Raw genomic sequence first — 13,039 nt, 5'->3', positions numbered from 1 at the left:
ATGAAATGTACCCCGATGAATGTGGTCCGCCCCACGATTCTACCGGCTGGGCGGAAGCTCGTTACCCGCGCTGGTCGGCCAGAAGCTCCAGCACCGACGGCATCATGGCGAGGTCGGCGACACGGTAACGGGCGAGAGACTCGCCGTCACCCACCTTGAGCGCGAGGTCGTCTGCGCCGAGAGCGGCGAAGCCGTCCTCATCGGTCACGTCGTCGCCAGCGAACAGGATGCCGGTCGCGCCGGTGTACTGCCTCAGCCGCCGCAGCGCCCCGCCCTTTGTAGCGTCGACGACGGAGAACTCGAGCACGTTCTTGCCGACTCGAACGGTGAGACTCGGCATTCTCGAGGTCAGGCTTCGCGCGAGCTCGTTCGCTTCGAGCGCGTGATGCGCATCCGACTTCCTGGTGTGCAGGGCGAAGCCGACCGCCTTGACCTCGACCCACGCACCGGGCGCCACTGCTGCCGCCCGCTCGAGCGCCTCCCGCAACGGTTCGAGACGTGCGCGCTCGTCGTCGGTCAACTCGGGTGCGATCAGCTCGCCGTTGACCCGGAACTCGGCGCCGTGCGAACCGGACAGGATCACGTCGTCGGGGGCGTCGGCGACGTGCTCGAGGCTGTCCATCGCGCGTCCGGAGACCAGCGCGACCTTGGTCGCCGGGGCAGCGCGCAGGCGCTCCAGCGCGTCGCGCGCGGCCGGCAGGGCGCGCGCATCGCGCGGGTTGTCGACTGTCGGCGACAGCGTCCCATCGAAGTCGAGAGCGACCAGCAGCAGCTCGGTTGCCGCGATCGAGCGCAGGGCGGCGACGAGGTCGTCGGAGAGGTCGGCCTGGTCAGTCATTGGCGGCGGCCCGCGCTTTCGCTAGTTCTTCCAGGAACTCATTCGACCACTTGGCGACGTCATTGTCGAAGACCCGTTTGCGCAACTGCCGCATCCGCGACTTCCGCTCGCGCTTGGGAAGCTCCATCGCCCGCAGGATCGCGCGCTTCAGCTCCTCGATGTCGTGCGGGTTCACCAGGATGGCACGCGTCAGCTCGTCGGATGCGCCGGCGAACTCCGACAGGATGAGCACTCCGTCGTCGTCGAAGCGGCTCGCAACGTACTCCTTCGCGACGAGGTTCATGCCGTCGCGCAACGCCGTCACGAGCATGACGTCGGCGGCCAGGTAGAACGCCGTCATCTCCTCGCGCGGGAAGCTCTGGTGATAGTAGGCGATCGGCGAATGGCCGATGGTCGAGTAATCACCGTTGAGCCGGCCGACCATCAGTTCGACCTCGTCGCGCAGTTCCATGTATGGCACGACTCGTTCGCGGCTGGGGCTCGCGACCTGCACGAGGACGACGTCACCGACGGTCACCTCACCGTCGGCGACCAGTTCGCCGAACGCCTTGATGCGGTGGCCGATGCCCTTCGTGTAGTCGAGCCGGTCGACACCGAAGATGATCACTCGCGGGTCCCCGAGGTCGGCGCGGAGCTGGCGAGCTCGCTCCTGGATGTCGGGGCGCCGGGCGAGCTCGTCATAGATGCTGGCGTCGATGGAGATCGGGAACTCCCGGGCGACCACCGTGCGAATCGGTCCGGTGGGCTTGATCGGCCCGTACACGCGAACGCCCGGCGTCTCATCGACGACCGGAACCTCGATGTGACCCCTGCGGGTCGGGTAGCCCTTGAGCCTGCGCACCGCCTGCTGGAAATTTACAGCGTCGGCTTGTCGCTGGAACCCGATGACGTCAGCGCCGAGCAGCCCCTCGACGATGCGCGTGCGCCACGGCAGCTGAGAGAAGATGCCGTAGGGCGGAAAGGGAATGTGGTTGAAGAACCCGATCGTCAGGTCCGGTCGCGCTTCCCGCAGCAGCTTCGGGACGAGCTGCAACTGGTAGTCGTGCACCCAGACGACGGCACCCCCGCTGGCGACCTCGGCCACGGCATCCGTGAACCGCTGGTTCACCGACTTGTAGGCATCCCACCACTCGCGGTGATAGCGCGGGGAGGCGATGACGTCGTGGTACAGCGGCCATAGCGTGTCGTTCGAGAACCCCTCGTAGTACTGCTCGATGTCGTCTGCGCTGAGCGGTACGGGGACGAGGCGGATGCCACCCTCGTCGAACGGCTCGACCTCGACATCCGGCATGCCCGGCCAGCCGACCCAGGCTCCCCCGTGCGCGTGCATCACCGGCTCGAGTGCTGTCACCAGGCCGCCCGGTGACCTGGTCCAGGCTGCAGACCCGTCGGCGTCGATGATGCGGTCAACGGGAAGCCGGTTGGAGACAACGACAAGGTCGAACTGTTCGTTCGTCGCGCTCGTCTCGCTCACCAGTGTCCCGATCCTGCCCACCCGTTTCCCCGCCGACTACACCGGCGTGGGCAACCTCAAGGGTATCAACGAGCCTGAGAGTTGCCCGAGTGGCAGGTGAATGCGGTCGGTCGAATTTCACGATCTGTTCACACGGCCGGTGCCGGGGACTACCTGAGTTCCCGCAGATTGCGTGCTTACACTGGAGCAAATGATCCGCATCGGAATGAGCACGTCGGCTGTGTACCCCCTCCCTACGGAGCAGGCCTTTCGACTGGCTCGACTAGCTGGTTTCGACGGCGTCGAAGTGATGGTGACCAAGGACGAGATCACCCAGGATGCGGATGCGCTGCTGGCGTTGTCCGAGCGCTACGAGTTGCCGATCCTCTCCATCCACGCGCCGGTGCTGCTGCTCACCGCGTTCGTCTGGGGACGCGACCCGCGCGTCAAGCTGCGCAAGTCAGCTGAACTCGCGAAGGCCGTCGGCGCGGACACCGTCGTCGTGCACCCGCCCTTTCGCTGGCAGGCGGAGTATGCGCGGGATTTCCTGCGGATCGTGCGGGAGATTTCAACCGAGTACGAGGTGCAGATCGCGATCGAGAACATGTTCCCGTGGAAGGTCGGCGGCAAGAACCTGAAGGCGTACTCGCCCGGCCCCGACCCATCGATCATGGACTGCGACGCCATGACGCTGGACTTCTCGCACGCGTCACTGTCCGGAAGAGACTCGCTCGAGCTGGCGATGGCGATGGGCGACAGGCTGCGGCACGTGCACCTGTGCGACGGTTCCGGTTCGATGGACGAAGGCAAGGTGTTCGACGAGCACCTGCTTCCAGGTCACGGAAGTGAGCCGGTCGCCGAGGTGCTCGAGTACCTGGTTGGGCAGGGCTGGCACGGCTCGGTGGTTGCCGAGGTCAACACGCGTAGGGCCAAGACCATGCAGGAGCGCTTCGAACTGCTCAAGGAGACGCTCGTCTTCGCACAGGACTGCCTCAAGGTGGCACCCCGAAAGCCGTTCGGCTGGCACGGGCCGCACTACGAGCACCTTGGGATGTTCCGGCGTGCCTCGCGCCGCGCCATCACGGCGCTCCGCCCGTCGTCGCGCTGACCGGCATCCGCTCCCACCATCGGGTCGGGACGTTTGCACGCTCTGAGTCTCGAATAAGGGGCAAAGCTCCCGCTCAATGGGGCTTGCTGAGCAGCAGGTCGCGGACTTCCTCATCGGATGTCTGCGCGAAGTCGATGTAGCCCTGGCCGACCGCCCAGAACGGTTCGGGAGTGTCGACGCACACCACCTCATCCACCAACCGGGAGAACTCGTCGACGACATCCGTTGAACCGATCGGCACCGCAACCACGACCTGCCCGGGTTTTGATTGCTCGAGCGCGGCGACGGCCGCGCGCATGGTTGCGCCGGTAGCCAGACCGTCATCGACGATGATGACGGTCTTCCCCTCGACGTCCAACGGCGGAAGTCCGGCGCGGTAGTCACGCTCACGCCGCAGAAGCTCCGGCCGCTCTCGCGCGGCGCCCTCCTCGAACACCACCTCGCGGTCCCGCCCCAGGCGACGGATCACATCCTCGTTCCGCACCGTGATGGTGCGACCGGCGATCGAGGCGAGCGCACCCATCGCGACCTCCCGCTGCGTCGGCACCCCCACCTTGCGCACCACGATCACGTCAAGCGGCGCCCGCAACGCGGACGCGACAACAGCCGCGACCGGCACACCGCCGCGGGGAAGCCCGAGAACCACCACATCCGGGGCACCGCGATACTCGTCGAGCTCCTCCGCCAACGCGCGCCCCGCGTGCTCACGATCCGTGAAGCGCGGCATGCGCACACGCTAGAGACCCCGCCCGTGAGGTCACTGAACACCCGTCCCAGCCGGCTATGGCACGCTGTAGCGTTGACAAGACGTCACACCTAGGGTGACAAGAAGTCACACAGAGAAAGGGCGGGACTGTGCGAAGGTACCTTCTCAACGGAGCGATCATCAGTTCGGTCTTCGGCGGCATCGGAGCGCTCAACCACACCCGCAAGGGCCCCCGCGACTGGCGGCTGGTGCTCGCCTGGATCGCGTGGGCGCTCACCCTTGCCATCGCGATCGGCACTGTGAAGAAGGAACACGACGAACAGGAGCTCGAGCACTGATGCTGGCACTCTTCAACGACGGACCCGGCTGGGGCTGGGGCTGGGGCTTCGAGAACCTCTCCCACGTCTTCCTGAGCCTTCTGAACGCATTCATCTGGCTGCTGCTGCTCGCGGTCTTGGTGGCGACGCTGTTCCTGCTCATCCGGTTCCTGCTGGTCGGCACGCGTGCAGCGCAGCTGTATATCGAGAAGAACGCGCCCAGGCATCCGGATGCCGCGGTGCCCGGAACCGCGGACGTGACCAGGCCGATGCCTGCGACGTCGACGGAGTCGACCGGCGCCACGCGTGTAGACCCGGACGCAGTGGCCACCGAGCCGACAAAGCCGGCCCGCAAGGCGAATCCGAAGTCGCCGCCTGCCCCTTAGAATGGTTGGCATGACCGCCATCGCATTCGTGATCTCGTTCGTGCTGTTCCTCGGGGGCCTCTACCTCTTCGGCATCGCCTTCGACGTCGCCGAGGCTTGGCAGTTGGCCGCCTTCGCGGGCGGGCTGATCGCTGTGACCATTGCGGTCATGATCCCTGTGCACGTGCTCAAGCGCGTCGACGACCTGTAGGCGGCGACCGCCGCGGGGTCGCGCTGCGCTGCTCGTTCCCGCTAGGCCTTCGCGCTGGTGATCGCCAGCGTGCCACCGAGGGCGATCATCGCCGCTCCCCCGGTCGCGCTCATCGCACCGATCCGCTTCGGCGATCGGCCGAACCAGTCGCGGGCCGAGCCGGCGGCAAGTGCCCACACGCTGTCCAGCACGAGGGCGAGCGCGATGAAGATGGCGCCCAGCAGCAGCAGCTGCCCCGGCACCCATCCTGCGCTGGGCGCAGCGAACTGCGGCAGCACCGCGATGAAGAACACCACGGTCTTCGGGTTGGAGATGCCGACGACGAAGCTCTCCCGGAGCACGCGTGAGCGGCGCGGCGCCGGCGCGGCATCCGCCGTGGTCGCCCGGCGGCGATGCCGGATGGCCTGGACGCCGAGGTAGATGAGGTACGCGGCCCCCACGAGTTTGATGACGGTGAACAACACCACCGAGCGCTCGATCAGCACCCCGAGGCCGGCGGCCACGGCGACCACTTGGATCAGCACACCCATGGCGTTGCCGACGACACTGAGCAGTGCGCCGCGCCGCCCGAGGACGAGTGCGCGACCGACCACGAACAGCACGCTCGGGCCCGGAATCGCGACCAGCACGGCGGCTGCGATCGTGAACGCGACGAGGTTCTCCAGCGGCATCATCCGCCGAGCATAGCGCCGCGCACGGCGTGCAGGCCGGTCAGGCCGCTTTGCCCCGCTCGGATGCGACGAGTTCGCGCACAGCCGGCGCCACCTCCGCCGCGAACCGGTCGATCGTCACCGCGTCATCCGCAGCCAGAATGAAGGTTGACGGGCCGTACTCGAGGGCGATTGCGGCGAGTTCGTCCGCCCACTTGGCCGGAGGCCCGACCAGGAGTCCGCCGCCCACGGTCTCGAAGCGCCCGCCGATATTCAGGAGGCGACGGACAGCGCGCGGGTCGCGCCCCGCCGCTTCGGCGCCGTCGTCGAGGTGCCGGTTGAGCTCGGCGAGCGCCGCGGGGCCGCCCTCGAGCCGAGCGAGCGACGGCAGCGCTCCATCGGCGACCCGTCCGGTCATCCGCAGGATCCGCGGCTTGTACGCGCCGACCCAGATTCCGATGTCATGCGCCGGCCTGGGTCCACGCTTCGCCCCGACCACGCGGTAGAACTCGCCATCGACGCGCACCGGCTCCCTCTCATCCGGGTTCCAGACTTCCCGGATGACGGTGATCGCCTCCTCGAGCGCTCGGATCGACTGGCCCGGTGTCAGGCGGCGCCCGCCCATCGACTCGATGGCGTCCCAGAATCCGCCGGCCCCGATGCCGAGTTCGAAACGTCCGCCGCTCGGCAGGTCAAGGCTGGCGGCGCTTCGCGCGAGCACAGCAGGGTTCCGTAACGGCAGGTTGTGAACGTTGCCACTCACATGGATGCGCTCGGTGCGAGCTGCGACGAACGCCAGCAGGGTCCACGTGTCGTGGAACCGCGGCTGGTACGGATGATCCTGGAACGTCGCGAGGTCGAGTCCGGCACGGTCGGCCACAACCGCGAGCTCCACCGCGTGCATCGGCGGGTTATGCAGAGGGGTGATGAACACCCCGAACTGCAGGTCGTGCCCGTAGTCGGTCATGCCTCAAGTAAACGCCAGGGTAGCCCCGATTGGGCAGTCATTTGCGCGGCGACGGGCGAGCGGCTTGCATTGACCTCGTGGACGCACACGAGCGGCAGAGCACCGGGATGCGCGATGCGGTGCGTCGCGCGGCCACGGCCGGGCCGGTGCGCGGCTTCTTCGACGGTGTCGGCCTGCTCGGGCGCGGCCTCGGCATGTGGGCCACGTCGCCTCGGCTGATGCTGCTCGGGGCGATCCCGGCGCTTATCGTGACGGTCGTCTACGGCGTGCTGCTGGTGATCTTCTTCATCAACCTTGAGCCGGTGGTGACCTGGTTGACGCCGTTCGCCGACGGCTGGGACCCGTTCTGGGCCGGGATCCTTCGGTTCGCTGGGGCGGCCGGGCTCGTGCTCGCGGCGTTGCTGATCGCGGTGTACACCTTCACCGCCATCACGCTCGCGGTTGGCGACCCGTTCTACGAGCGGATCTGGCGCAATGTCGAGCAACGCCTCGGCGGGGTCCCGGATGACACCGGCGAGTCGGTGTGGACGTCGATCCGCAGAGGCATCGGCAACGCGCTGGGACTGCTGCTGGCCACCGCGGCGGTGGGGCTCGGCGTGTTCGCGGTCGGGTTCATCCCCGTCGTCGGCACGATTCTCGCTCCGGCGCTCAGCGCGCTGATCGGCGGGTGGTTCCTCGCGGTGGAGTTGTGCGGGTTCGCGTTCGACGGGCGCCGCCACCGGTTGCGCGAGCGACGACGGATGCTCGCCCTGCGTCGCTCGACCACCGTAGGTTTCGGTGTGGCCGTCTATCTGCTGTTCCTGATCCCGTTCGCGGCGGTCTTCGTGATGCCTGCGGCGGTCGCCGGGGCGACGCTGCTGAGTCGCGCGGCGCTGGAGCGAGCGGCAGCGGGGCAGATCGTATCCGCGGATCCGCCGTCTAGGTAGTGTTTTTCCTCACGAAATCGCTGCGGGGTGACAGAGTTAACCCATGGCTGAGCCCCGCCGGCGCGCGACCCTGACCGAACTGCTGACCGACAACCTGGGACGGGTGGCCCTGCGATGTCTGCAGGTGATCGTGATCCTGACCCTCGCGGCTGTTGTGGTCTTCGCACTCATCGAGTTGAAGCTCGTGGTGCTGCCGGTGCTCATCGCGCTCATCCTCGCGTCGGCCTTCAACCCGCTGATCGGGTGGCTGCGGCGCAGAAACGTGCCCCGGATGCTCGCCACCTGGATCACCCTCATCGCCAGCCTGGCCGTGCTCGGGGGTGCGATCTACCTGATCGTGATCGCGGTGCGCAACCAGTGGGACGACCTGGTGACGTCGGCGAGGGAGGGCATCGAGCAGCTGCAGGATTGGCTCCGCAACGGTCCGCTCCCGATCGAGCAGGAGCAGCTCGACTCGGTCTACGAGGCCGGAGTCGACTTCGTCACCAGCAGCGAGTTCGGTGCGGGAGCATTGGCCGGGGTGTCGGCCGTCGGCGAGGTCATCGCCGGAATCGTGCTGACGATCGTGATCCTGTTCTTCTTCCTGAAGGACGGCGACCGGATGTGGAACTTCCTGCTCACCCCGTTCTCGCCGGAACACCGCGAGCGAGGCCACCGAGTCGGGCGCACCACCGTGCGCACGCTCGGCGGGTACATGCGCGGCACCTCCATCGTCGCGCTCGTCGACGCGGTCGCAATCGGGATCGGTCTGGCGATCCTCGGCGTGCCGCTCGCGCTGCCGTTGGCGGCGATCGTGTTCGCGCTCGCGTTCATCCCGCTGATCGGTGCAACCGTGGCCGGCATCCTGGCTGCGCTCGTCGCGCTGGTCGCGAACGGCCCGGTCGTCGCGCTGATCGTTGTCATCATCGTGATCGCCGTGAACCAGCTCGAGGGCGACCTTCTGCAGCCGGTGGTCATGGCGCAGTCGTTGAAGCTGCACCCGCTGGTCATCCTGCTGGCGCTGGCGGCCGGAACCATCCTGGGTGGTGTGATCGGAGCGCTGATCTCGGTACCCATCGCGGCGGTCGGCTGGAACATCATCAAGGTCTGGAACGCGCCCGAGCAGCCCATGGTATTCAAGCGACCCGCCTTTCGGCGCCGCCGGAAGGCAAGACAGGTCGAGCCGATCACCTCGCCGGGCGCCGAGGTGTGACGAGCACTCTACGAGGCGAGATCCCGATAATGGACTTCGGCGACGTTGGGATGGGCGCGTAGCCGGTACCGGAGCGCGTTGTCTCCGTAGGTCTCCAATATCCGGCTGTTCGTCGGATCGAGGGACAAGCCCCGAGCTTGTGCCGCTATCTCCGAACTGAGCTCCAGCCGGGGCATGACCGTGTCGAGGGCGGGATTGAAGAAGAATGGAATCGATATCCGGTCGGAGCCAGCAGGCGGTGACACCACCCGGTGCAGAGTGGCCTTGAGATAGCCGCCGGTTGCCAATTCGAGCATCTCGCCGATGTTCACAATGAACGCGCCAGGAACGGGCGGTGCATCAATCCAATCGCCGTCGTGCTCGACTTGCAAGCCGCCCTTGTTCGGTTCTACGAGCAGAAGCGTCAGTACGCCGCCGTCGCGGTGTGCTCCAACTCCCTGTGTGAGTGTCGGATCCGATTCTCCCGGGTAGCGGACGATCTTCATCGCGGAAAACGGCCTGCTGGCGAACGCATGATCGAAGACATGCTCGGGCGACCCAAGGGATGCCGCCCAAGCCCGCAGGAGGCGCATGGCCAGTTCGCCGAGTTGCTCATTCCAGCGGGCGGCAATGTCCTGAAGCTCCGGCAGCGATTTCGGCCACAGGTTTGGGCCCTCAAGCCGCCAATATTCCGGGACGCCCGGACCCGGCTCGACTGCGGCCCGCTCGACCCCGATGTCGATCTGTTCCCGCCAGTCCACATCCCCATGCGTTCGCTCCCCACCCACCCGGGTGTAACCCCGGAACTGAGGGCTGTGAACGTTCTCGATCTCAAGCTTCTCCTCGGTTGGAAGCTCGAAGAAGCGGCGCGAGACGGTCAAGAGCTCGTCGATCAGACCCTGTTCGACGCCGTGGCCGACGAGGTAGAAGAACCCGACCTCGTGTGTGACATCACGGAGGTCCGCTAGGAACGCGGCCGCTTCATCGGCACCCGCATCAAGGCGGGAAAGGTCAAGGATTGGAAGGGACGTCAACACCTTCCCATCCTTCCACGGCCGCCGGGCCGCCCGTCGCGTGTGACGGCTCGAAGCTGGGCGCACAGGCGTTACGGCAGGTGAACGACCCGTTGCGGTTCCTGATTGGTACACCCCCCGGGACTTGAACCCGGAACCCACTGATTAAGAGTCAGTTGCTCTGCCAATTGAGCTAGAGGTGCTCGACACTGGGCGCGAAACCCGGAGCCGGAGATCAAGATTAGCATGAGAAGCGGACCCAGTTCGCACCACCCAAGGAGATCGCCACGATGACGGATGCCACCCGCTTGCAGCCCGGAGACAGCGCGCCGCAGTTCACGCTGACCGACCAGGACGGCAACCAGGTGTCCCTTGCCGACCACGCGGGTTCCAAGGTGATCGTCTACTTCTACCCCGCCGCATCCACCCCCGGATGCACCACCCAGGCGTGCGACTTCCGCGACAATCTGAACTCGCTGGTTGCCGCAGGTTACCGCGTGCTCGGCGTCTCCAAGGACGAGCTGCCGGCGCTGCAGAAGTTCCGCGACGAGGAGCACCTGACCTTCCCGCTGCTCTCCGACCCCGGGCTGGACGTGCACACGGCCTACGGCGCGTGGGGCGATAAGCAGCTCTACGGCAAGCGGGTGACCGGCACCATCCGCTCGACCTTCGTCATCGGCGAGGACGGCCGCATCGAGCAGGCGCTCTACAACGTGAAGGCCACCGGCCACGTTGCGATGCTGCGCAAGAAGCTGGGTGTCGCCGCCTGAGAGTCAGGCGTCGCGGCGTGCAGTCGCCGCCATCACGGACTTGGTGAACAGCAGCACCAGCACGAGCACCGCCGGGATCGCCAGCAGCCATCCGATGTCGGGACGGGCGAACAGACCCTGGAAGCTGCCGATCGCCAGACCGAGCTGGAGCACCTGCCAGACGACGATCGCACCACGCACCCACGCGTGCCCGCGCAGCGTGCTGACGGCGGTGAAAGCCAACCAGATCGCCGCGATGAGGGTGAGCACCAAAATCGCGACGGCACTCGCATACGAGGCCGGCCGTTCGGTCAGCAACTCGAAGAGCAGGAACACCGCTGCGGCCGCGAGCATCACACACTCGAGGAAGAGCAACCCGACCAGAAACCGCAACGCAACCGACTTTCGTGGCGAACCCTCACCAGAAGGCCGGCTCTCGACGTGTTCGCTCACAGTGATAATCCAATACAAAACTATTGATTTGGCGGGGGGCTTATGAGAGTCTATTTGAGGTCGTTTTGTCGCTCACAGTGCGGTGGGCTTTCCCAATACGAATCCAATCACCCGCCTCATCAAGGCCCTTGATCTTTGTATTCACCCGCACCTAAGGAGCACTACAGCATGGACTGGCGCGACAAAGCCGCTTGCCTCACCGCAGACCCCGAACTCTTCTTCCCCGTGGGGAACACCGGACCGGCGGTCGACCAGATCGAAAAGGCGAAGTCGGTTTGCGCCCGCTGCACCGTCAGCGAACAGTGCCTCCAGTACGCGATGGACACCAACCAGGACTCCGGTGTCTGGGGCGGCCTGAGCGAAGACGAGCGCCGCGCGCTCAAGCGCCGCGCCGCACGCGCCCGCCGCGCATCCTGATCTCCTCCTGACGCGTCGCATCCGGCTCTGACCCGGCCCTCCCTGTTGTGCAGGACTTTCGGCGGGTTTGCCGCCTGAGCATGGGCATCCGGGGCCGTTTGCCGTGGGATGTCCTGCATAACAAGGGATGTCCTCCATAACAGGACGCCGGATGCCCAGCTGCACCGGCTCGGCCCGACCGAGCACCTAGTGCTTGTTCAGCCAGCTGAGCGGCACGTCGATGGTCACTTCGGTGCCGCTTCCGAGCACCGTGTGCCAATCGATGGTGCCGCCGAGCTCGCCCTGGATCAGGGTCCGGACGATCTGCGTGCCGAGCCCAGAACCAACCTTGCCCTCCGGCAGGCCGCTGCCGTCGTCGCGCACCTTAACGCTCAGCAGCTCATCCGTCCGGGTCGCGACGATCTCGACCTCGCCCTCGCGCCCGGCAAGTCCGTGCTCGACCGCGTTGGTGACCAACTCAGTGAGGGCCAGCGCGAGCGGCGTGGCGTACGCGCTCGGCAGCTCGCCGAAGCTGCCGGTGAACCTCGGGTGCACCTTCGTGTTGTGGCTCGAGGCGATCTCGGCGATCAGCAGCAGTACCCGGTCGAACACCGCGTCGAAGTTCACATTCTGCGACAGCCCTTCGCTGAGGGTGTCGTGCACCACCGCGATCGCCGCGACCCGCCGCATCGCGTGCGTCAGCGATTCACGCGCCTCGTCCGAGTGCGACCGTCGGGCCTGGATGCGCAGCAGCGAAGCCACCGTCTGCAGGTTGTTCTTCACCCGGTGGTGGATCTCCCGGATGGTGGCATCCTTGGTCAGCAGTTCCTGCTCGTGGTGACGCAGTTCGGTGACGTCGCGGCACAGCACGATCGCGCCGACGCGCTCCCCCAGCTTGCGGATCGGGATCGTCCGCAGCGACACCGTGACGCCGCGCGCTTCGATGTCGGTGCGCCACGGCGCGCGGCCGGTGACCACCAACGGCAGCGACTCATCGACGGTGTCGCCGTTGCCGATCAGCCCTGCGGTCACCTCGGCCAGCGACTCGCCCTCCAGCTCGCCGTCGAACCCCATCCGGTTGAACGCGGACAGTCCGTTCGGGCTCGCGAAGGTGACGTTGCCGTCGACATCGAGCCGCAGCAGGCCGTCGGACGCGCGCGGTGCGCCACGGCGCGGCCCGGTCGGCGCGCCGAGATCCGGGAAGTCGCCGGCCGCAATCATCCCGAACAGTTCGTTACCGCACTCGTTGAAGGTCAGTTCCTGGCGGCTCGGCGTCCGCGCCTCGCTCAGGTTGGTGTGCCGGGTCAGCACAGCGATCGGCTGATCCGTGGTCGCAGCGCCGCTCGGATTCAGTCGGCGCATCACCGGAACCGCACGCACGCGCGTCGGCGTCTCCTCGTACCAGTCCGGTGTGGACAGGTCGATGATCTTCGCGGTCGCGAACGCCTCGGTCACCTGATCGCGCCACTCGAGCTTGATCGGCAGGCCGACGAAGTCGCGGTAGAACAACGTCGCCGAGCTTGAGGGTCGCGAGTGCGCCACCGCCACGAAGCTGTCGTCCGTCGTCGTGGGCACCCACAGCACCAGATCAGCGAACGCGAGGTCGGCCAGAAGCTGCAGGTCGCTGACGAGCAGATGGAGCCATTCGATGTCCGCTTCGCTGGAACGCGTGTGGGACTGCACCAGTTCGGAGAGCGTTGACACGCGTTCAAGGCT

The 13,039-nt window shown here is 66.6% G+C and carries 16 protein-coding genes and 1 tRNA gene; 8 read left to right on the top strand and 9 right to left on the bottom strand.

The window, feature by feature from the left end:
• Positions 1-61: 61 nt before the first annotated feature.
• Both otsB and HGK58_RS05660 read right to left on the bottom strand, forming a co-directional pair.
• The gene (otsB, locus tag HGK58_RS05665) at positions 62-838 is read right to left on the bottom strand and encodes a trehalose-phosphatase (protein ID WP_168626509.1); all 777 of its coding nucleotides are present in this window, start codon (positions 836-838) and stop codon (positions 62-64) included.
• Entirely contained in the window at positions 831-2,312 is a 1,482-nt protein-coding gene (locus HGK58_RS05660) for a trehalose-6-phosphate synthase (protein ID WP_349236141.1), read from the bottom strand. The genes otsB and HGK58_RS05660 overlap by 8 nt, the downstream gene beginning before the upstream one ends.
• A gap of 190 nt (positions 2,313-2,502) precedes the next feature.
• Here HGK58_RS05660 and HGK58_RS05655 point away from each other — a divergent pair, with 190 nt between their 5' ends.
• Entirely contained in the window at positions 2,503-3,399 is an 897-nt protein-coding gene (locus HGK58_RS05655) for a sugar phosphate isomerase/epimerase (RefSeq protein ID WP_168626508.1), read from the top strand.
• Between the two features lie 73 nt (positions 3,400-3,472).
• Here the strand turns inward: HGK58_RS05655 and HGK58_RS05650 are convergent, their stop codons facing one another.
• The gene (locus HGK58_RS05650) at positions 3,473-4,126 is read right to left on the bottom strand and encodes a phosphoribosyltransferase family protein (RefSeq protein WP_168626507.1); all 654 of its coding nucleotides are present in this window, start codon (positions 4,124-4,126) and stop codon (positions 3,473-3,475) included.
• A 128-nt stretch (positions 4,127-4,254) separates the two neighbouring features.
• On the opposite strand from HGK58_RS05650, the gene HGK58_RS05645 reads away from it, so the two are divergent.
• Genes HGK58_RS05645 through HGK58_RS05635 form a run of 3 tightly spaced genes read left to right on the top strand, consistent with a single transcriptional unit; the run spans position 4,255 to position 4,998 of the window.
• Entirely contained in the window at positions 4,255-4,443 is a 189-nt protein-coding gene (locus HGK58_RS05645; RefSeq protein WP_168626506.1) for a hypothetical protein, read from the top strand.
• Entirely contained in the window at positions 4,443-4,808 is a 366-nt protein-coding gene (locus HGK58_RS05640) for a hypothetical protein (RefSeq protein ID WP_168626505.1), read from the top strand. Before HGK58_RS05645 ends, HGK58_RS05640 begins: the two co-directional genes overlap by 1 nt.
• Before the next feature lie 10 nt (positions 4,809-4,818).
• Positions 4,819-4,998 (top strand): hypothetical protein, encoded by a 180-nt coding sequence (locus HGK58_RS05635; RefSeq protein ID WP_168626504.1) that lies wholly within the window; start codon positions 4,819-4,821, stop codon positions 4,996-4,998.
• Positions 4,999-5,039: 41 nt separating this feature from the next.
• Here HGK58_RS05635 and HGK58_RS05630 read toward each other — a convergent pair whose 3' ends face one another.
• Positions 5,040-5,672, bottom strand: coding sequence for a LysE family translocator (locus tag HGK58_RS05630; protein WP_168626503.1), 633 nt, complete (start codon positions 5,670-5,672; stop codon positions 5,040-5,042).
• A 37-nt stretch (positions 5,673-5,709) separates the two neighbouring features.
• Positions 5,710-6,615 (bottom strand): LLM class flavin-dependent oxidoreductase, encoded by a 906-nt coding sequence (locus HGK58_RS05625; protein ID WP_168626502.1) that lies wholly within the window; start codon positions 6,613-6,615, stop codon positions 5,710-5,712.
• A 77-nt stretch (positions 6,616-6,692) separates the two neighbouring features.
• Between HGK58_RS05625 and HGK58_RS05620 the strand changes: the two genes are divergently transcribed.
• Both HGK58_RS05620 and HGK58_RS05615 read left to right on the top strand, forming a co-directional pair.
• Positions 6,693-7,541, top strand: coding sequence for an EI24 domain-containing protein (locus HGK58_RS05620; protein ID WP_210422617.1), 849 nt, complete (start codon positions 6,693-6,695; stop codon positions 7,539-7,541).
• A 43-nt stretch (positions 7,542-7,584) separates the two neighbouring features.
• Entirely contained in the window at positions 7,585-8,733 is a 1,149-nt protein-coding gene (locus tag HGK58_RS05615; protein WP_168626501.1) for an AI-2E family transporter, read from the top strand.
• Positions 8,734-8,741: 8 nt separating this feature from the next.
• On the opposite strand, the gene HGK58_RS05610 is transcribed toward HGK58_RS05615, so the two are convergent.
• Both HGK58_RS05610 and HGK58_RS05605 read right to left on the bottom strand, forming a co-directional pair.
• Entirely contained in the window at positions 8,742-9,746 is a 1,005-nt protein-coding gene (locus HGK58_RS05610; RefSeq protein WP_168626914.1) for an isopenicillin N synthase family oxygenase, read from the bottom strand.
• Between the two features lie 106 nt (positions 9,747-9,852).
• A tRNA-Lys gene (locus tag HGK58_RS05605) sits at positions 9,853-9,928 on the bottom strand.
• A gap of 87 nt (positions 9,929-10,015) precedes the next feature.
• Between HGK58_RS05605 and bcp the strand changes: the two genes are divergently transcribed.
• Complete coding sequence (gene bcp, locus HGK58_RS05600) at positions 10,016-10,495, top strand: thioredoxin-dependent thiol peroxidase (protein ID WP_168626500.1); 480 nt, start codon at positions 10,016-10,018, stop codon at positions 10,493-10,495.
• Positions 10,496-10,498: 3 nt separating this feature from the next.
• On the opposite strand, the gene HGK58_RS05595 is transcribed toward bcp, so the two are convergent.
• Positions 10,499-10,927, bottom strand: a complete 429-nt coding sequence (locus tag HGK58_RS05595; RefSeq protein WP_168626499.1) for a hypothetical protein — start codon at positions 10,925-10,927, stop codon at positions 10,499-10,501.
• 168 nt (positions 10,928-11,095) lie between these two features.
• Between HGK58_RS05595 and HGK58_RS05590 the strand changes: the two genes are divergently transcribed.
• Positions 11,096-11,344, top strand: a complete 249-nt coding sequence (locus HGK58_RS05590) for a WhiB family transcriptional regulator (RefSeq protein WP_168626498.1) — start codon at positions 11,096-11,098, stop codon at positions 11,342-11,344.
• A 186-nt stretch (positions 11,345-11,530) separates the two neighbouring features.
• Here the strand turns inward: HGK58_RS05590 and HGK58_RS05585 are convergent, their stop codons facing one another.
• A complete protein-coding gene (locus HGK58_RS05585) occupies positions 11,531-13,027 on the bottom strand; it encodes a PAS domain-containing sensor histidine kinase (RefSeq protein WP_168626497.1) in 1,497 nt (498 codons plus the stop codon).
• Positions 13,028-13,039 lie beyond the last annotated feature (12 nt).

Source organism: Cryobacterium sp. BB307 (genome assembly GCF_012274275.1).
Taxonomy (GTDB): Bacteria; Actinomycetota; Actinomycetes; order Actinomycetales; family Microbacteriaceae; genus Terrimesophilobacter.
This window is presented reverse-complemented; position numbering and strand designations above follow the sequence as displayed.